This is a genomic window from Lactobacillus sp. XV31L (assembly GCF_059900865.1).
The window spans coordinates 77,124-96,763 of record NZ_JBWXGC010000007.1; the positions used below are offsets into that span (position 1 = coordinate 77,124).

Genomic DNA, 19,640 nt, shown 5'->3' on the forward strand with positions numbered 1-19,640 from the left:
AATAGCGAGGAATTAACATAAAAATTAACCACCATTCTTATCAGCATTTTCAGTGCACTTGTTTTTACCGCGTGTTCAAACAATAATGGTTCACAGCACAACGAAGACAAAAAGGCCCAAACGATTGTTAAGGGGCATGAACCGCTCGGCGGGACAAAATCAGGTATCACCTTTAAAGAGTATGAGGCCGTCAAAATTAGCCTCAAAAATCCAACTAAGCTGTCTACTATGAAGGCAAAATGGGGGCAAACCCAATCCCAAAATAGGCGGCACTTATGGCGGTTATACAACAAGCGCCTGGACTAAGGTAAAAAATACCGATGGTGGCCGTATTTATCTGGTTTCTGATAAAAATGGCAATATCGAGACTAAAGGTTTTATTAATCTGGCCGTCAAGCGAGCCAGCAAATTAACCATGGCGGACTACCAGAAAGTCAAAAAAGGACAAAGCAAGGCCACCGTTTATCGCATTCTAGGTCGCCCGGATGGATACACCACCAACTTGCCATACGTGGGTGCAGGGCAACATTCAGCAGAAGCAATTTCTTACTCCATTGGCGTCGCCCAAAAAGACCCAAAATCATATAAATTATCAACGATTAGGATTAGTCTCGCCAATGGTAAAGTTTATAGTAAACGTCAAAGCAATCTAGGAACTAAATAAGTAAACAGCAAGAAACCACCAATTCCATTTATCTTTAGCGCTAGTATCACAAAGATTAACTAAAACTCCCGCTTAGCAACGTCAACCAGTCTACTAATAGTCATCACTGCCTATCAATATAAAAGCCATAATATTATTAGACTATACTAAGTTGGGGCCCACATCAAATGATATCTGCTTCTTTATTGATCTGAGTCAGCTTCCACCCTGTCGCAAAATGCTGCTCACGCAGCTGCCTTAACTCACTATAGTCACTCTCTAGACTGTCAATGGCGTCCTGCAATCTTTTGTTTTGCTTGCGCATTTGGTCTAGTTCAGGATCATTGACTACGCCCTTCAAGTGCATCTTGGCAGCGAGGCTCCGCCTGCGCAGGTCAAACTCGCCCTTGAGCGTTGCCAGTGCATCTTCATACCTAACCAACTTTTCGTTGACTTGCGGAATCTCATTGTTGAGTTTAACGAATAATTCGTAGGGCATGTTGGACTTAATCCGGTTGCACTCAGAGCAAGACAGAATCAGGTTATTCAAATCGTTATTGTGCGAGAGCGAGACCGGGTCTTTGTGGTCGACGCTGCGCCCGCGCCGGCCACAATACTGGCAGCGGTAGTGGTACTTGGCCCGGATACGCTCGCGGTCGATGTAGTCAACTTCGTTCAGCTTAAAGTCAACGGACAAGCCCATTTTTTGCAAGTTTTCCGCAAAAGTTAAGTCAAGCCAAGGGACAAAATCCATTTGTCCGGTCTCACTATCAATTATAGCCTGGTTAAAGTCGCGGCGCGGTAGCTGCTGGCGAGCCAGCTCATTGCCGTCATAATCCTGAATAAAGGCTTCATAGCGCTTGCGCTCATCCTTAGAAGCGACTAAGAAGGCAGAGTTATCATCTCCGCTGCGTCCAACAAAGGTATAGAGCAGGCATTGGGCAAAGACGTTGACAGCACTATTGACAAAGTTCTCCGGGTCTTCGCCGCTCTGGATGCACAAGTCGCAAATACTGGTTAAGCGGGGGTTGACCAGTCCGGCCTGTTTGAAATGATTTGAGTTGATGCGCAGCCCGCAGCTGCTACACTGAAATTTCACTATTAAATTCTCCTTTAGGGCCAAAACAGCTGGTCTTTAACCACATTTTACCTAAATTAAGGCAAGAAAAAAAGGCAGACTACATTGGTAATCTACCCTTTGCTTTTAATTAAATAACAAACTACTTGTTTTCGTCTGCCTTAGCCTTGTTCAAGAAGGCAACAACTGCTGCTACGTGAGCAACGCGCTTTTTGCCGTTCTTCTTGTTCTTAGGTCTTTGGCCTGGTTCACAACCGGTGTTGTAATTTTCACCTTTACGCATAGTACTATACTTCCTTTCAGACTTTCGAAAATCTTTTATAGTTTAACACGTTAAGCCTGTTCAAGCAAGACGAGTTGATGATGAACAAAATTTCTAAAGTCCCAACAAGACAGCCTATTCTACTTGGACATCTTCATTCTTAATTGCCAAGTCCACGAAAGCAAGGTTAACCTTGCCCGTGAAATGACATCAATATGGGCAGTGATTAGCCAAAATAGCTACTTGCCCGCATATTCGCTAATTGTCACAGCACCATCGACTATGCCGCTGTCATCGGATAAATTAAGTGCCGTATTCTTCTCATCAACGACCAGGTTGTTTTCAAGGAATTGCAATTCAGCAGGACTGGTGTATAGGTCAAGCCCGGCGTTGTTGTCCACCCTAACCGTAAAATCAGGATCCTGCTGCCTCAGGATGACGAACTGGAAGTTAGCGCCAATTGTGCAAGTGCCACCCGCATTTGAATACTTGTTAGACCCATCGTTGAGCGCTAGCAGGACTACTTGCACGTTAGCTGCCTTATCCTTCAACTTTTTAACCGCACCCGGCTTGATGGTCATTTTGACTGTTTCTGAATTATTCATATTAAAAGCCCCCTAATCTTTGACTCTTTTTCTAACTATAAGATATATTACTTATTGCAGTCAAAAATTATGTTTAGCACAGGGGCATTTTGTACCTTGAAAATTTATTATTGCGAACAATGAAAAAAAAGCTCAAAATGTAACATAGTGATTATGGTGATTGTATCCTGTGAAGGGGGACATTTTATGACCGTCTTGAAAAAGATCTTCAGTGATAGAATTCTGCAAATTACCGTTGTAGTAACGGTTATCAGTCTTTTTTTTGCCAGGCCGCGGCTTGGGGATATTAACCTCCATACAATATTTTCAGTTGCTGCGATGCTAATCATCATCCAAATCTATGCCTACCTGCACGTTCTTGACGTCTTAGCCTACAAGTTAACCAGCATTGCTGATAACATGCGCAAGTTAAATATGTTGTTCACTCTGCTGGCAATTATTTCAGGAATGTTTCTGGGCAACGACATAACGGCGCTAACCTTAATCCCCTTGTACCTTAACATTGCCAAAAAGTGTGACCTGCCCCAAATCCTGCCTGTCACCTTGATTGGGATGGGTGCCAATATTGGTGCCGCCTTCACGCCTTGGGGCAACCCCCACAACATTTTTCTAGTCAGTAAGTATTCGGTAGGCGTGCTTGAGTTTTTCTCCTGGTCCTTGCCCTACTTACTGTCCGCATTGGTCATTACCTTCATTATTTTTCACTTTATTCCCCGCACTAAAATTCCTATGCAGGATATCAAGCAAATCAACATCAGCATCCGGCCCACGATTATTACTACCGTTGTGTTCGCCCTCTTCTTTTTGGGTGTGTTCAAAATTATCGATATTGCTATTCCCATGGTTGTAGCCCTGATTTTGGCCCTGGTAATTAATCCGCAAATTTTGCTTAAAATTGACTATGCCTTGCTTTTAACCTTTACTTGCTTCTTCATCTTTATCAGTGATATCCAACAAATTCCCCTGATTGTCACAATCATTGATGCGATGATCAACTCGGAAAACTCAACTTACTTTACGTCAATTATTTCAAGTCAAATTATCAGCAATGTGCCTGCAACCATCTTGGTCGGCAAGTTCACCCCTTATGCTCAAGCGCTTTTCTTAGGTACCAATATAGGTGGCTTTGGGTCACCAATCGGCTCAATGGCTAATATGTTGGTTCTCAAGACCTTTACCCAGAATGCCACCGTTTCTAGGAGCGAATTCTTTAAGAAATGGTCACTTATGCAATTTGCCGGCCTAATTATTTTAACCATTGTAGGTTGGCTGCTGCTGCTTATCTAAAATCACTAAATTTACTAAGCTTTGCTAGCAATCGATGCGCAAAGCTTCTTTTTTATATTCAAAAGGACCATAATCAGTTATACTTAATTAATATATATTAGGAGGAAAAACCATGAGTTTAACTTGGATAATTATTATTGTGATCGTTGTCTTATTACTTGCGATTTACATCACCATCTATAATGGCTTGCAGAAGGCTAAGGTTTATACTGATGAATCATGGAGCCAGATTGACGTGCAGTTAAAGCGGCGTAACGATCTGATTCCTAACTTAGTAGAGACTACCAAGGGCTATGCCAAGCATGAACGGGAAACTTTAGAAAACGTTGTGCAATTGCGTAACCAATTGACCAATATTCCAAGCGGTGAGCGGGCTGAGACCTTGAAGGTTTCCAACCAGATTTCTGACGCTTTGAAGTCAATTTTTGCCTTGTCAGAAAACTACCCTGACTTAAAGGCCAACCAAAATTTCCTGAAATTGCAAGAAGAACTGACCAATACTGAAAACAAGATTGCATACTCAAGACAGCTTTACAACTCATCTGCTGCCCTGTACGACCAAAAACTCTTGACCTTCCCGTCAAACCTTGTTGCTGGCATCCATGGCTTCAAGAAGGTTGACTACCTGCAGACCAGTGAAACGGAAAAAGAAGTCCCAACGGTTAAGTTTTAAGCTAGGTTAACCCATGTTATTTCAGCAAATTGCCCATAACAAACGCAAGACGGTCTTTATCTTGGCCCTCTTTACCATTATCTTGGCCCTCGTGGGTGCAGGCCTAGGCTACATCTTTAGTGACCGGCCTGGGTTGGGCCTAATTATCGCGCTAGCCGCTAGCATCATTTACATGCTCATTGTCCTGCCCAATCCAGCCAACATGGTTATGAGTTTAAACCATGCCCGCGAAACCAGCGAGCAAGACGATCCTGAACTTTGGCACGTCGTCCAGGACATGGCACTAGTTGGCCGGGTACCCATGCCGCGCGTCTTCATCATTGATGACCCAAGTCCCAATGCCTTTGCCACGGGACGTGACCCCGAACATTCGGCGGTTGCCGTTACGCAAGGCCTGCTTGAGATGATGAACCGTGAAGAGCTTGAGGGCGTCTTGGGGCATGAAATATCCCACATCAGAAATTACGACATTCTGGTCTCAACCATTGCAGCTGTCCTAGTAGGCGTCATTTCCTTCTTATCGGGCATTGCCAGTCGTTTCGTCTGGTGGGGCGATGGTGACCGCGATCGCGATAAAAACAGTGACAACAACTTTGTAATGATTTTCAAGGTGGTCGCAATTGTCTTTGTCCTCATTCTTGGCCCCATCTGTGCCAGCCTGGCGCAGATGGCCTTATCCCGCAACCGGGAATACTTGGCTGATGCAGCTTCTGTTGAACTCACTCGTAATCCTCAAGGGCTGATTTCTGCCCTTGAAAAGATTGCTGGCTCTGACCCTATGAAACACGTTGATGCCAGCAGTGCCGGGATGTACATCGAAGATCCCTTGCGCAAAAAGCATAGTTTCAGTCACTTGTTCGACAGTCACCCGCCAACCGAAGATCGCATTAAACGTTTAGAAAAAATGTAACTTCATTACTAAAAGGGCCCCCTTTACTGGGAGCCCTTTTTACTTGCCACTAGTCTCATTTTCAGCAGCGTGCTTATTTCAAGTTGATATTGGCCTGGCGAAATAATTCAGCCCGCATTTGCACGGGGGTTTCATGGTAGTATTCGCTAAATTTTTTATAAAAGAAAGACTTGCCCGTATAACCTACCCGACTGATAATTTCTTTGACCGAAATATCAGGTCGTGCTAGCAGCTGGCGCGCCTCTTCCATCCGCCGTTCATCGACGTGTTCGACAAAGCTCTTGCCTGTTTTTTGTTTTACTAGACTGGAAAAGTAGTTGGGATTAAAGCCAAAGTGCTTAGCCGTCTTATCCAAGGTAATATTGGCAAAATTATCATCAATATACTGCTCAAGTGCTGAACTGGCAAACTGCTTGCTAGTGGCTTGCACCAGGTTTTGACTCCTAATGGCGGTCACCAGCAAAATATTCAATTCCGCACTAATAATGCTGCGGGTAAACAAGTTTTGACTTAGATATTCATCAATAATCTTCTTGACCAGTTGAGCCGAAATAGACATGGGCGTGCCCTTTATGTAAAGCAAACGAGCAGAATTCAATATTTCTACCACTGCTTGAACCGCCTTTTTTTCTTGCTGATCAAGTTTGGCTGTGCTGCCGAGCAGGTGCGGCAAGCTTAGCTGGCTACCAAATTCAATTTTTACTAATAAGTCGCCCTTATCCTGACTCTGCACCTCATAGTTGCACTTGCTTTGCAGCAGGATAATGTTGCCAGCCTTAATCAAATAGTCCTGTCCGTTAATCTTAACGTTGACGCTACCTGCTGCTGCGTACAAGATCACTGCAGTGGAAGTCTGGTAGCGGTGAACACCCATATTGTGATTTTCAAGGGCAATCGCCAACAGATCAAAATCATGGTTGCCAGAACGCAGGGGCACCTCGTTGGTATCAGCTTGACTTGCATCTAAGATACTGGTCAAATACTGCTCTAATTTTACTGCTGCCATAACTTCACCCTCTTGTTAATAATTTGGTTTCATAATTTAATTATAGCGTAAAAGCCAGCAATAATATCAAATTTTTGCCATTAGCCTATTGAACCTGACCTGGACAAGGCTCCTAGCTTTAGGTATAATTGTCCTGAAAATACCGGGGTGCCATTAGGCTGAGAATATACCCGTTGAACCTGCCATGGATAATGCCAGCGAAGGGAAAATTAACCATTTTACGTCGTCAGGCTTTTGCCATGATGACTTTTTTATTTGGTAAACAAAATGATTACATGCAAAAATCTTAACTTTTCATATGATGAGGATAATACGGTCCTCAACAATATCACGCTCAACTTCCCTACGGGGAAATTTTCACTACTGGTTGGGCCAACAGGATGCGGCAAGTCCACCTTGCTGAAAATACTAGCTGGTCTCTACCCCAAATATGCAGGCAATCTTACTGGCACCATCAATTGGGACGGGTTAAGGGCAGCCATGATGTTCCAAAATGCGGGTGAACAGTTCACCATGGCCACGCCGCGTGAAGAAATCATCTTTGCCCTTGAGAACCTGCAAGTTAGCCGTGAGGATTACCAGGACCGGCTAAACAAGGCTGTCCAGTTTGCCCAGATCCATCAATTGCTCGACCAGAAAATCAATACCATGTCGGGCGGTGAGCAGCAGCGCGTCGCCCTGGCTGTTTTGGTAGCAATGGACGTTAGCCTATTTTTGCTGGACGAACCCTTTGCCAGTTGCGACCCCAAGGCGCGGACCTTTCTTATCGCTAAGCTGGCACAATTGCGTGACCAAGGTAAGACTATTATCCTCAGCGACCATGTTTTAAGTGATTATAAGGGCGTCTGCGACTGCTTGTTTCACTTTACTGGCAAGACCCTGGTCCAACTGGTTCCAGAAGACATGAACCTTTTGCTAGAAAAAAGCGACCAGCAGCCAGACTTTGCTTTTGCCCTGCCCCAGTCAGATTTGGATGCTTGTTTCACCCTCAGGGAAACAAAAATTACTCAAAATCGACTGCTGCTTGACCAGGACCGGCTGGACATTGTGCGGGGCAAAACTACGCTAATCACCGGTGCCAACGGGGTCGGCAAGTCTTCCCTCTTTAGCGCCCTGACCAAGATGATTCCCTATTCTGGCAGCATGACCTACCGCGGCAAGGAAATTAGGCGGCAGGCTAGTCGCACCTACCTGCGCCGCGTTGGGCAGATTTTTCAAACGGCCAGCGACCAGTTCATCAACATTACCGTGCAAGACGAAATCAATTTGAGCAAGAAGCAGCGTACTAGCAGCTTCTTCACTGACCACAAAATCAAAGAGGCTCTGAACTACTTGGAGCTGGACCACCTGCTCGACCGTGTGGTTTATTCACTTTCCGGCGGCCAGCAAAAAAAATTACAGATTCTCTTGATGCTGATTGCAGACCTGGACGTGCTATTAATCGACGAGCCATTAAGCGGACTCGACCATGAATCCGCCCGCAAGATCATGACTTTGCTTCAAAGCAGGCAACAAGAGCGAGGACAAACCCTGGTGATTATCAGCCATGAGCTGGTTGGCCTGGCTGATTGGTGCGACTACCACCTGGTCTTTAAAAACCACCGTTTAACCTATGTAGACAAGTGAGGTAGAATCATTGAATCCTAGTTTTAAATTCATCTTAGCCTTGATCATTTCAGTGGAAATATCGCTCAAATCCAGCTTGGCCACTAACCTTTTAATTATTATTTTTGCTCTTTTCTACCTAATTTATAAGCGGATTGCACCGTTCAAATTAGTCCTGACACTAGCAATCCCGCTAATTGCAGCCCTTACTGTCTTTGCGACGCTCTATTGGTTTGCACCGCAGCCCGACCTCTATAACGCATTCAGCTTGTCCAGCCGGATTTACGTCTACACGTTAACCATTTACTGCGTAGCAATCGATACCAGCGCTGAAGACCTGGCTCGCTCCTTTGAGCAAAACTTCCACCTGGCCAGCAAGTTTGCCTATGGCGTGTTGGCCGCACTCAACATCATTCCTCGAATGCAGCAGGCAGTCAAGCAAATTAGGACCGCAGGCATGATGCGCGGCGTCTACCTCAGCTTTTGGTCACCCGTGCTCTACTTCAAGGCCATTCTAATTGCACTCAATTCAGCCGAAAACCTGGCCCAGGGCATGGAGTCCCACGGCTTTTGCGAAGGTGCCAAGCGTTCTGTCATAGTACGCGTCCCGGTCACAATGCGCGACTGGCTGGTAGCCATAGTCATTCTACTGGCACCCAATATTGCGCTATTCACGCTGCGCTGAATGCCTTTTAGCTGCAAGGCTAGAGAATTATAACGCACCCCCGCCTTAAAAGGCAGCTAGCACTTGGCTTGTTGGGCACACGGCTGCAGCACACCTTTGTTGTTTGTAGGTGCAGACGTAGCTTAAAAACAAATGAATAAGACTCGCAAACAGACTATTTGTGGGTCTTATTTTGATTAATTGAGCTTGCGCTTATTAACATTATGCAAAATATACCATCAATTATAAAAGCATACTATCTTGTTGATAATTAGCTTAGGGCAAAAGTTGATAAACACTACTAAACTGAGGGTAACGAACAAGATTAGAAACAAAATTGGGATTGTGCTAGCCATGTTTTCAATAAAATTACTTGAGAACATGGTCATTAAATACTTGTTGAAAACCAAGGTTATAGAATTTTTCATAAAAATAGTAACCCAAGAAGTTAGCAGAATCGGTAACTTCTTTTTAATTTCAACTCTTTTCTAATCAGTAAAAATCGAAAAATATCGTATTGCACGAAGCAGCTATATGCGTTGACAAAAGTAGTAAGTGAAACACCGAACAGCATTAGGTAGGACATGACGGTAAATAGCATTAAAATAAAGTGTAAACGCCCTTCAACATAATTAATGCGGGATAAGGATTCTTCCCGCGTTTTTAAGTGGTCTTAGATGATCTTATCATCCTTGAGCAATTTGTCGGTTGAAATATTAAAAGCAGTGCAACGCTTTACGAGCACCTTTTGTGCCAATCGTTTCTATGTTAAGTTTCGTTTTATTCGGTAATACTTTATTTTTTCGCCAAACTGCACAGGGCTACCTCCTTCAAGCCAGTATACTATCTATATTTATTAAAAGAAGAAAAAATTAAATACAACAAAACTGCCAAGAGCATTTTTGCTTTGGCAGTTATATCACAGGATTTAACTATCTACAAGGAAATTTTGCTTTTAAGCGTACCTACTGCAGAAAGATTGAACAGTCACACTAATTTCCCAGTGTATAAGCTAATATTTTAACGTCAGCTTTTTGATCCGCCTCGAACGAAAGTTTGAGTCTTTCTTCTGTATAATAACGTTCGGAAAACACCAATTCACCATCATTTAGGAAAAATTCAACTGCACTAGTATCAATTATGGCGTGAATCTTCAGAAAAGTATTTTTCTTTAACTTACCGAAACGTTTAGCATCGTTTGAAGGCCGATCAAATCTCTGCACAACCACTTCATTGGTTTCCTTATTCCAAGATAAACAGAGCAAAGTTTGTTGGTTAGTTTTTAAATATAAACTTATTGTCTGACCTTTCCAATTATCAATTGCTATCTTCAAAAGAAGTTCAACATGCTGCGTATCTGGAACGATAATTTTTTCGTCCCTTGTTGTCCTATTTTTATTAATCACCAATTCTTTACGTAACTTTTTTAATTCTCTGACTGGTTGCATAAATACTTGATTGTTTTTCCAAGTTAATTCACGTGGCAGAGTTAACGTACCAGCCCAGCCATCTGCTTGTTCACAAAACTGGGCATTCCACATGTCAAGCCAGCCAATTAAAATACGACGATTATCGGGTGTATGCATCGTTTGGGCGGCATAAAAATCATGACCATGATCAAGCTCTTTAAATGCACCATGCCTAAATTTATTTTCCCTATAGTCCATTTTTCCGTTAAAATAGCCTGTTTGATACAAATTTAAGTATTTCTTTCCCGATGCTTTAATTCCCTGAGGAGAACATAACAGTATATCCTGGTTATTTAAAGGGAACAAGTCTGGGCATTCCCACATGTATCCCTCCTCTTCAATGTTGCGCGAATTAGCGATTGGGCCTAGGTATTTCCACTTTAATAGATCATGCGATTTATATGTAAGCACTCTGCCTAATTTTTCTTTGTTTTGACTTCCCAAAATCAAATAATAATCCTGATCATGTTGCCACACTTTTGGATCGCGAAAATGCTGTGTATTGTCGGCAGGTGGAATAGCTATAACGGGGTTGCCTTCATATTTTTTAAAGTTAATTCCATCGGCACTATAAGCAACATTTTGCGTTTGATAAAAATGACTGTGGTCGCTTTCCTTATAATAATGGTGACCCGTATAAAGTAAATACAGTAGCCCATCTTTTACAATTGCACTGCCAGAGAAGCAGCCATCTTTATCTTCTTTATCTCCTGGTGTAAGAGCAATAGGTAATTTTTCCCAATGAATCAGATCTTTACTACGATAATGCCCCCAGTGCATTGGTCCTCTTTCAGCAGAGTAAGGATAATATTGGTAAAAGATATGATAATATCCCTTAAAGTATGAAAAACCATTAGGATCATTTATCCAACCTGCAGGGGCAGAAATATGGAAATTAAGTCGATAGCGGTCTTTTGTGACCACAGCAGTCTTTTGCATTCAATTTTCTCCTCTTATTTTTGTATCATACAATCAATGAAAAAATTCTAAGTGCTACATATCGTATCCTTTTTAATCAAGTTTCAATTGGTCAGTTGCAATATTACGTTACCATGATTGACCTCGGAATCTTTGTTTTTCATTGTAAATTTATTTTTATATTCTGGAAATAGAACCATCACTGTTGTTTGCTTACCTGCAGCTTTAATTGTTTCTAAGTTCATTTTCGCCAGAGGATCTCCAGCAGCGACTTCTTGGCCGTCTCTAACTAAGATTGTAAAACCTTTACCGCCTAAATCAACCGTATCTATTCCCATATGAAGTAGAATTTGAACCCCATTTTCACTCTCTAAAGTAATTGCATGTTTTGTTGGGAAGATAGAAATTACTTTACCATTAACTGGCGAAAAGACATCTCCAACATCTGGTTCAATAGCAAAGCCATGTCCCACCAATTTTTTAGAAAAGGTTTGATCATTAACCTGTTCAAGCGGTAAATATTCACCGTCAACTGGTGCCAAAACTGAATTATCATCTGTTGCAACAAGCACTTTACTTTCACGATGATCAAGACGTCGTTTATTAGCTGGCAATATAGGCTTAAATTTATTCCAGACCAATATAAAAATAATTGGTAGCACAAAAGCAATTAAATTACCTATTATATATGGAACTATTGGTCGGGCAACGGTTAATCCAGGTAGAACAGTAAGGCCTTGAGCTAAGCCTTTAACATTGAACAACTTCATATATAAGCCACCAAACCCTGCGCCAATAAATGAGCAAACAAAAGGAACAATACTATACTTTAGATTAACTGCAAAGATTGCTGGTTCAGTTATACCTACTAAAGTAGGTATAAAACTAGAAATAGCGATATCTCTATCTTTTGATTTTTGCCTTAAAATCATATACATTCCAATACAGCCGCCACCTTGCGCAATAATAGAAACTGACCAAATTGGTTGAATATAATCGAAGCCTGTTTGAACAATCAAATTAGCTTCAATGCCCTGAATTGCATGTTGAGTACCTGTGACCACAAGAGGTTGTAAGCCAGCAGCGAAGACAAAGGCACCAAAAGCACTCATTTTCATATAAAGAAAGTTGATAATCCCACCTAATACATTACCAATCCAGAGACCCAAAGGACCAAAGAAAAGGAATAGTGATAAGTTAGCAGCTAATAAAGTAATTGTTGGAACCAAAATATATGATACGACTTGAGGCACGTATTTAGTTGCTAATTTTTCTACTTTGGACTGAAACCAAGCAGTCAAGATTGCTGCAAAGACACCGCCCTGAAATCCAACAGCAGCAATTTTTAAACCAAACAGATTCCAGTATGCCGGATGTACTTGACCCAAGACAAAGGCATTGCGGTCAGCAAGATCCGGTGAAATCATAACAAAGCCGACTAAGATACCCAAAATAGGGTTACCACCAAAACGTTTAGTAGCAGAGTACATTACTAACACTGGTAAAATTTTAAAAGTTGTAGCAATTACATTTAAAAACTTGCAGAAATCACCAATATAAATGCTTTGATCAGTGAAAGACTTAGTCATGCCAAACATACCGGGTGTAGTTAAAAGCGATCTTAAGCCTAAAATCATAGCTGCACCGATAAAAGCAGGAATTATTGGAATAAAAATATCACCAAAAACTTTAAAAGCTTGCTGGAATTTATTCTTACCTTTTGCTCCTTCATCTTTTATTTGATCGACCGATACTTCATTTGCACCCGATACTTTAATAAAAGCATCATAAGCACGTTCTACAGCTCCTGGTCCAAAAATAATTTGTAATTGTCCACTGTTGTAAATTACTCCTTGAGTCCCATTAATATCGTTTAAAGCATCTTGATTCGCTTTATTAAAATCTTTTAAAACCAATCTTAGCCTAGTTACACAATGTGTGGCACTAACAATATTTTCTGGTCCGCCGACATTATCCAAAACTGCTTGAGCGATTTTTTTATAGTCTGCCATTAATTTTCATCCTTTCCTCTCATTTTTGAAACTCATTAGAAAATTCAACATTATTAAGACAAAGAGCCCCGTTAGTAACGGTTATTGTTAAAGCTGAGCCAAATTTATGGTAAGTTCTTGCATTAAGTGCAATACCATCGAGATAGATTGTCATAATATTATCATCGACTATTATTTTTAGGTCATAATCTGTGTCAGACCTTAAGAATAACGGACGGCTAAGCCCTTTATTCATCATCTGATACCAGCGATAACATGGATGTTTGTCTAATGTTAACTGTTGCTCGTCTATGTTAAACCTAAATTCATAAGATTCATCCGTATCAATATTTTTATAAATACGTATAGAAAAATCACTAGTTGACTTACTGAAATTGATAGTAGAATGGAAATAAAAATGTGTTCCTGTATTTTTTACAAGTGTTTTTTCTAACAGCGTATCAACTGTTTTTAGTTTTAGTGGAGAGATTTTTTTCTTATTAGTAAAAGATTCACAAATTTCATTGATTGGCCGAACTCCTAAAGTACCGTCAGCACGTTGATAGATTTCTTGTGGAACAAACGTACCACCCCATTCGTAATTACTCATGTCATCTTCATTTGCTTTCGTTGGTACCCAGCCAAAAAGGACCCGTCTTTTGCCGTCAAAAGCAGTCCTAGCAGCGTAATATGCTCTTCCATCAAAAGCCTCATCTTTTGGTTTAATCCAAGGACCATCAAGCGTCTTACTCATGCGGTAGAAAACTTTATTTTTTACACTATATTCTGAATAAACCAAATACCACCAATCACCCATTCTAAATAGTTGTGGCATTTCAAACATGGAATACAAACCGGGGGCCCAAAAATCACCCTTAAATTGCCAATTTTCAAGATCTTTAGACGTGTACTTCACTAATCTGCCAGTTAGACGGTGTTTATCTTGCCCTTTACGTGCACCTAGAATTAAAAGATATTCACATTTTTGCTCATCCCAAACAATCGAAGGATCGCGCCAATTACGATCATCGTAGCCTGGCTGAGGTTCAAGTTTTAAAGCGTTGGCCGACTTAGTCCAATGAACAAAGTCTGAACTTGTTGCATGCAATAAAATTTGTGAAGGCTTACCTTCCTTCAAAAACTCTTTATTATATCCTGTATAAAAGGCGTGAATTGTTCCATTAGCTTCAAAAACTGAGCCTGCATAAATAAACTGATCCCGATCTACATCACTGCCTCGTTTAAGTACTTCACCATAGTCTTGATAATGTACAAAGTCTTCAGTAGTGGCCAGCGACCAGCCAAAAGGATCTGTAATTGGACCATGTATCCTTTTATCGCGTTGATGATAAATATAAAATTTGCCATTTTTGGCATAAGGCATGATATCACCTACCCAAACATCTTTAGGCTGATAATATATCTTATGATTATTATTTTTTTTGCTTTCCATTTATTTATCTCCTTGTTAGCACTTTCATTCACTAATAAAATATAGTGCAACCCGTTACATATGTCAACCGGTTACATATTTAAAAATAAAAAAGACGGAATTATCTCCGTCATCTACTTAAACAGTATGTCCTAAAACAAGACTCACTGGTAATTTTAATTGGTCATATTCTTTTTTACCATTTATTTTATTAATTAGCTTTTCAGTTGCTGTTTTCGCTATTTGCTCAATAGGTTGCCTAATTGTCGTTAATCGTGGATTGTACAACAACGTTTGCTTAGCACCATCAAACCCAATAACCTTAACATCTTCAGGAACTATCTTTTGATGGGTTTCTAAATAAAAAATTGCTAGCGATGCTAATAAATCATCTCCTGCAAAAATACCATCGATTTTTGAGTTATCATGTAAATATTTTTCAATTATTGTGCGTTTATGCTCGGCAGACCAGACAAAGGGGACTTCTAAAATATACGGTTTTAAATGATACTTTTTAATTAGATTTTGGTAAGCTATCGTTCGATCATTAGCTGGCAATTTAATTGAACTATCACCCCGAATATCAAGAATATGTTTACAACCATGATCTATTAAAAGTTGGACCGCCATTTTGCCACCAGAATAGTTATCACATGCAACCGTCGTTGTATTCTCACCTAGATCACGATCAATAGCAATAATGGGCAAATTTGAATTATTATAATCTTCGATATTCTTATTGTGCGTTCCAACAATTATCCCATCTACCTGGTTTTTGTGTAACATATTCAAATAAGCAATTTCTTTTCGGGGATTATTAAGACTATTACACAAAAATACTTTATATCCTTCTTGTGACAATAGGTACTCAATGTCCTGAATAAGTTCAGCCTGAAATGGATGAACGTTTGAAGGAAAGATCAAGCCTACTGTATATGTTCTTTTTTTATAAAGAGCTCGCGCTAAGTCGTTTGGGTAATAATTCAACCTACTCATGGCGGATTGAACCTTATTACGTGTTTCTTGACTAATATAGCCTCTATTATTTAAAACTCGCGATACTGTTGCAGTAGAAACTTGCGCCTCTTCTGCAACTTCACGGATACCAACTTTCTTCATACAAAAACCTATCTTATAATTAATTTTCAATTTATCTATTTATCCATTACTTTACCACAAAGCAATTTCATTGAGATAAAAATTTGAAAATATTGCTTTTGTACAAGCTAAATGCTAATAACAATTAAATTTTACTTATGGTAGGGACTGCCACTATTAATCATGAAGCCGCGGTAAATCTGCTCAATTAACACCACACGCATTAACTGGTGGGGCATCGTTAACTTGCCAAAACTAATCAGATCATCTGCGCGTTTATTAACAGCCGGGCTGGTGCCGAGGCTGCCACCAATCACAAAGGTGAGGTCTGAGTGGCCATAAGTGGCCAGATTATTTAGCTCGCGAGCAAACTCCTCGCTGCTGCGCTCCTTGCCCTTAATCGCAGTGACATAGACGTATTCCTTGTCCTTGATTTTAGCTAGAATACGCTGGCCTTCGACCTCTTTGACTCGATCTTGTTCTGCTGCACTAAACTTTTCAGGAGCCTTTTCATCCGGCACCTGCACAAGCTCAACTTTAGCAAAACGGCTAAGGCGTTTTTGATATTCAGCAATGGCATCCTTAAAGTATTTTTCCTTTAACTTGCCGACACATACAATTTTGATCTTCATAGTCCTTATTTTATCCCCTAAGTCCCAATCTTTCCACTCCCTTTTTCCACAAGTGTGGATAAGCAATTTCAATATTTTGTGGTTGCTACTACGAATAGGCATACACCTTGTGTCAAGCAATTTATTTTATTTTTATGGCCTGCATTTACCCACACACGCGCCTTGAACACTTGTTTTTCACAAACTTTTTGCCCTCAAACGTGGTATCAAGCCTTGAACAACTGTTTGAATTATATCTACTGCACTATTATTTACACACAAATCACAGTTTGTCCACAACTTTTGAAGAGCTTCCTCACCCTCTTTATGCACAATCCACAAAGTTTTCCACAGTTATCAACAAAAAGGCTGTTTTATTTTTTACCTTGACAAATAACAAAACCGAACTATTTAGTGTTTCTCATAATTTTAGTTAATAAAAAGGCTATACCTCCGATTAAAATCGCTTGGCATAGCCTTTTTTATGTTCTATTAAGGAATATTAGCTTGCTTAGTTTGCTTGCAATTTTACGTGTAAATTAAGCTCTTTTCCACTACGATTAACGGTCAAAGTTACGTTATCTCCGACTTTGTGATTATACAAAATACTGTGTAACGAAGCTACATCTGAGACAGACTTGTTGTCAACTTTGGTAATGACGTCTCCGACTTTGATACCAGCACTAGCAGCTGCACTATTTTTAGTGACTTCTGCAATGTAGATGCCATTTTCAAGGTTTGACTTAATATTCAGGTTCTTGCGGTAGCTTGCTGGAATGCCTTGCAAGGCAATTACCTTAACCCCTAATTGAGGTCGTGTAATTTTACCCTTCTTAACCAGTTGATTAACTATGGTGACAACTTCATTGGATGGAATAGCAAAGCCCATTCCTTCAACGGAAGTGCCGTCGCTTGACTGGGACAGTTTCATGGAATTGATCCCAATCACTTGCCCTGCTGAATTGACCAATGCCCCACCCGAATTGCCTGGGTTGATAGCCGCATCGGTTTGGATGACAGTCTGCTGGTTGCCAGATGAAGAAGTAATGCTGCGGGCTGGTGCAGAAATTATCCCCTGAGTGACCGTTGACGCGTATTCACTGCCCAAAGGCGAACCTACAGCGATAACTGTTTGTCCCGCCTGCAAGCTCTTAGAATCACCAAACTGAGCCGTCTGGGTAACATAGCCGGCATCAATTGAAAGTACAGCCAGGTCTGTCGTGGCATCAGTCCCAACAATGCGGGCATTAACAGTTTTACCATTCGAAAGCATGACCTGGATCTTATCGCTGCCAGAGACCACGTGATTGTTGGTCACGATATAGCCCTTGTTGCCTGATTTCATGTAGATGACGCCAGAACCTTCACTATAAGTCTGCAGCTTGCCCTTGCCCTTATCCTTGCTTTCATCTCCAAAAATATCAAAGATCGAATTGCTGGAATTAGATTGACGCTTCATATTAATGACTGAAACGACCGCACCTTTGACATCATTATAGGCGGGAGTCATTGCACCACTAGTTTTTGCACTATTTTTTGAAGTCTTCGCGCTACCAGAGGTAATACTGGTTTGGGCGTTGTTATTTGAATTTACGTTATTGATTTGGTCAATAGCTACATAAGAGGCGCCGCCTCCGATTAGACCAGCAACAACGCCAACAATAGCTATTTTGACAATACCGTTCTGCTTTTCCATCATATAATCTCCCTTACACGTTTGTGTTTACTATACTATAAAGTGTTACTTCATATTATTAAATTTGTACTAAGTTCGTGGGTTGGGCGGCATTGGCCATGATGATTTTAACATCACCCGGCAAGTTTGCATCACCATTAATGAGTTGTTGTTTGGCCGTGTCATATGCCAACTTTGCTGTGTTATTATGCTGGCTGCGATGCGCCAAAAAGATGTGCTTAGTCTTGTTTGTCACCACATCCAGCAGAGCCTGGGATGCATCATCATTGGACAAGTGACCCACATCCGACAAGATTCGCTGCTTGAGCCCCCATGAATAGGGGCCATTGCGCAACATCATGTCATCGTAGTTGAACTCCATCATGTAGGCATCGGCATCGGCAATTACGTCCTTGACTTTTTGTGACACGTAACCCGTATCAGTTAAAAAAGCCATCCGCTTGCCGCCGCTGGTAAAAACATAGTATTGCGGCTGTGCCGCATCATGGCTGGTTGCAAACGCTGTTACATCAAGATCGCCAAACGTTTTCGTTTTTCCTGGTTCAATCACGTTAATCTGTTCAACTGGTATTTTACCAATTTTCTGCGTCTCACTTAAATATTCCCAGGTGCCGCCATTGGCAAAAGCCGCAATCTTCGGATAGCGCCGCATCAAGACCCCCAACCCCTTACTGTGGTCAGAGTGGTCGTGACTCAAAAAGGCCATGTCAATATCTGCAATATCAACGCCCACATCAGCCAGTAAGAGCTTGATCTTTTTGCCAGAAAGCCCTGCATCCATCAGAATTTTATGCTGGCCAGTCTCAATTAGACTGGTGTTGCCAGTCGAGCCGCTAGCTAAAATAGAAACCTGCACACGCACTTTCCTTCCTAATTTTTTTGTACATTATACGAATTGCCCTGCAAAATTTGCGCTGTAAAAGCATTGACCCGCTTCATCATGATATTTTTAGTTGCCTTGTTTTCAACCAAGATTAACCAGGTAGGCAACATGATCGTATTGCCGCGGACTTCAGTTAACTTTGAATAACCCAGAGTAACTTTTATTACGCGTGAATTATTGGTAATCTCACGGTCAGTATACATCGCCTTGACTGCATGCCATGCACTGATGATCAGCTGCGGTTCACGTACAGCCCTAATTGGACCTATATAAGCTATCTTATAGTTGACGATTTGATTATTGTGTACATTAATCGTCAACTGGGCATCATTGTCAAAAACCTGCCCGTAGTCTGACTTTTGAACGTAACAAAAGGTATTATCATCGGACAAGCTGGGCTCATAACTGAATCGCTTGCCATAAGGCACGCTTGCAGGGTCATTTTTAAAATCTTCTAGCTGCTTTAAAATTTTTTTACGGTTGCCATTAAGCAAGACCATTGACTTGGGTGTTCCTGTTAGAGAATTATCACTTTTTGAATAATGCGTACTTACCTTAGTCAAGCTGCTGCTTTTACCAGACAAATAGTCGCCATTTTTAGCAGCTAGATAGTAGCCAGATTGTTGCTTATTAGAGATATGGGCTGGAATGTCAATCCCATCGGCGCGCATCTCGGCACGGATACTGATTGCCGTGGTCCCCGTTGTATTGCTTAAACTAATCGGCGAACGCCATATTTCAATTCCTAAGTAGAGGTCAATTAACAAGAAAATAATGAAGAATAGCCATTCAATTCTCCTTCTGTCCAT

At 41.1% G+C, this 19,640-nt stretch carries 18 protein-coding genes, 1 pseudogene and 1 riboswitch; of the genes and pseudogenes, 6 read left to right on the top strand and 13 right to left on the bottom strand.

What is annotated here, in order from left to right; genetic code table 11:
• Window positions 1-379 precede the first annotated feature (379 nt).
• The gene (locus AC2JF7_RS06115) at window positions 380-664 is read left to right on the top strand and encodes a DUF3862 domain-containing protein (RefSeq protein WP_500727846.1); all 285 of its coding nucleotides are present in this window, start codon (window positions 380-382) and stop codon (window positions 662-664) included.
• Window positions 665-827: 163 nt separating this feature from the next.
• On the opposite strand, the gene AC2JF7_RS06120 is transcribed toward AC2JF7_RS06115, so the two are convergent.
• The 3 genes from AC2JF7_RS06120 to AC2JF7_RS06130 form a co-directional block, all read right to left on the bottom strand.
• Window positions 828-1,742 carry an HNH endonuclease gene (locus AC2JF7_RS06120; RefSeq protein ID WP_500727805.1) on the bottom strand — a complete coding sequence of 305 codons (915 nt, stop codon included), beginning with the start codon at window positions 1,740-1,742 and terminating at the stop codon, window positions 828-830.
• Window positions 1,743-1,863: 121 nt separating this feature from the next.
• Window positions 1,864-2,004: a hypothetical protein gene (locus AC2JF7_RS06125; protein WP_500727806.1), complete on the bottom strand. Its 141-nt coding sequence runs from the start codon at window positions 2,002-2,004 to the stop codon at window positions 1,864-1,866.
• Between the two features lie 218 nt (window positions 2,005-2,222).
• Window positions 2,223-2,588 (bottom strand): iron-sulfur cluster biosynthesis family protein, encoded by a 366-nt coding sequence (locus AC2JF7_RS06130; RefSeq protein WP_500727807.1) that lies wholly within the window; start codon window positions 2,586-2,588, stop codon window positions 2,223-2,225.
• Between the two features lie 186 nt (window positions 2,589-2,774).
• On the opposite strand from AC2JF7_RS06130, the gene AC2JF7_RS06135 reads away from it, so the two are divergent.
• The 3 genes from AC2JF7_RS06135 to htpX all read left to right on the top strand — a co-directional run bounded on the left by AC2JF7_RS06135 (window position 2,775) and on the right by htpX (window position 5,458).
• Window positions 2,775-3,875, top strand: coding sequence for an SLC13 family permease (locus AC2JF7_RS06135; RefSeq protein ID WP_500727808.1), 1,101 nt, complete (start codon window positions 2,775-2,777; stop codon window positions 3,873-3,875).
• Window positions 3,876-3,987: 112 nt separating this feature from the next.
• On the top strand, window positions 3,988-4,548 hold the full coding sequence (locus AC2JF7_RS06140) for a LemA family protein (RefSeq protein WP_500727809.1): 561 nt from the start codon (window positions 3,988-3,990) through the stop codon (window positions 4,546-4,548).
• Window positions 4,549-4,561: 13 nt separating this feature from the next.
• Complete coding sequence (gene htpX / locus AC2JF7_RS06145) at window positions 4,562-5,458, top strand: zinc metalloprotease HtpX (protein WP_500727810.1); 897 nt, start codon at window positions 4,562-4,564, stop codon at window positions 5,456-5,458.
• A 73-nt stretch (window positions 5,459-5,531) separates the two neighbouring features.
• Here htpX and AC2JF7_RS06150 read toward each other — a convergent pair whose 3' ends face one another.
• Window positions 5,532-6,464: an AraC family transcriptional regulator gene (locus AC2JF7_RS06150; protein ID WP_500727811.1), complete on the bottom strand. Its 933-nt coding sequence runs from the start codon at window positions 6,462-6,464 to the stop codon at window positions 5,532-5,534.
• Between the two features lie 133 nt (window positions 6,465-6,597).
• Window positions 6,598-6,687, top strand: a riboswitch (TPP riboswitch).
• Between the two features lie 44 nt (window positions 6,688-6,731).
• Here AC2JF7_RS06150 and AC2JF7_RS06155 point away from each other — a divergent pair.
• Together AC2JF7_RS06155 and AC2JF7_RS06160 are read left to right on the top strand one after the other, a co-directional pair.
• Window positions 6,732-8,090 carry an ATP-binding cassette domain-containing protein gene (locus AC2JF7_RS06155; RefSeq protein ID WP_500727812.1) on the top strand — a complete coding sequence of 453 codons (1,359 nt, stop codon included), beginning with the start codon at window positions 6,732-6,734 and terminating at the stop codon, window positions 8,088-8,090.
• A 10-nt stretch (window positions 8,091-8,100) separates the two neighbouring features.
• Window positions 8,101-8,754: an energy-coupling factor transporter transmembrane component T family protein gene (locus AC2JF7_RS06160; RefSeq protein WP_500727813.1), complete on the top strand. Its 654-nt coding sequence runs from the start codon at window positions 8,101-8,103 to the stop codon at window positions 8,752-8,754.
• 971 nt (window positions 8,755-9,725) lie between these two features.
• Here AC2JF7_RS06160 and AC2JF7_RS06165 read toward each other — a convergent pair.
• From AC2JF7_RS06165 to AC2JF7_RS06205, 9 genes and pseudogenes are all read right to left on the bottom strand, one after another.
• Window positions 9,726-11,141: a glycoside hydrolase family 32 protein gene (locus tag AC2JF7_RS06165; RefSeq protein ID WP_500727814.1), complete on the bottom strand. Its 1,416-nt coding sequence runs from the start codon at window positions 11,139-11,141 to the stop codon at window positions 9,726-9,728.
• Window positions 11,142-11,224: 83 nt separating this feature from the next.
• Window positions 11,225-11,692: a PTS sugar transporter subunit IIA gene (locus tag AC2JF7_RS06170; RefSeq protein WP_500727847.1), complete on the bottom strand. Its 468-nt coding sequence runs from the start codon at window positions 11,690-11,692 to the stop codon at window positions 11,225-11,227.
• Between the two features lie 21 nt (window positions 11,693-11,713).
• A pseudogene (locus AC2JF7_RS06175) lies at window positions 11,714-13,132 on the bottom strand (PTS transporter subunit EIIC); the annotation flags it as partial.
• A 19-nt stretch (window positions 13,133-13,151) separates the two neighbouring features.
• On the bottom strand, window positions 13,152-14,564 hold the full coding sequence (locus tag AC2JF7_RS06180) for a family 43 glycosylhydrolase (protein WP_500727815.1): 1,413 nt from the start codon (window positions 14,562-14,564) through the stop codon (window positions 13,152-13,154).
• Between the two features lie 117 nt (window positions 14,565-14,681).
• Window positions 14,682-15,662 carry a LacI family DNA-binding transcriptional regulator gene (locus tag AC2JF7_RS06185; RefSeq protein WP_500727816.1) on the bottom strand — a complete coding sequence of 327 codons (981 nt, stop codon included), beginning with the start codon at window positions 15,660-15,662 and terminating at the stop codon, window positions 14,682-14,684.
• A gap of 131 nt (window positions 15,663-15,793) precedes the next feature.
• The gene (gene rlmH / locus AC2JF7_RS06190) at window positions 15,794-16,273 is read right to left on the bottom strand and encodes a 23S rRNA (pseudouridine(1915)-N(3))-methyltransferase RlmH (protein ID WP_500727817.1); all 480 of its coding nucleotides are present in this window, start codon (window positions 16,271-16,273) and stop codon (window positions 15,794-15,796) included.
• Between the two features lie 490 nt (window positions 16,274-16,763).
• Window positions 16,764-17,951, bottom strand: coding sequence for a S1C family serine protease (locus tag AC2JF7_RS06195; protein ID WP_500727818.1), 1,188 nt, complete (start codon window positions 17,949-17,951; stop codon window positions 16,764-16,766).
• A 55-nt stretch (window positions 17,952-18,006) separates the two neighbouring features.
• On the bottom strand, window positions 18,007-18,804 hold the full coding sequence (locus tag AC2JF7_RS06200; RefSeq protein ID WP_500727819.1) for an MBL fold metallo-hydrolase: 798 nt from the start codon (window positions 18,802-18,804) through the stop codon (window positions 18,007-18,009).
• Between the two features lie 14 nt (window positions 18,805-18,818).
• Window positions 18,819-19,640 (bottom strand): two-component system regulatory protein YycI, encoded by an 822-nt coding sequence (locus AC2JF7_RS06205; RefSeq protein WP_500727820.1) that lies wholly within the window; start codon window positions 19,638-19,640, stop codon window positions 18,819-18,821.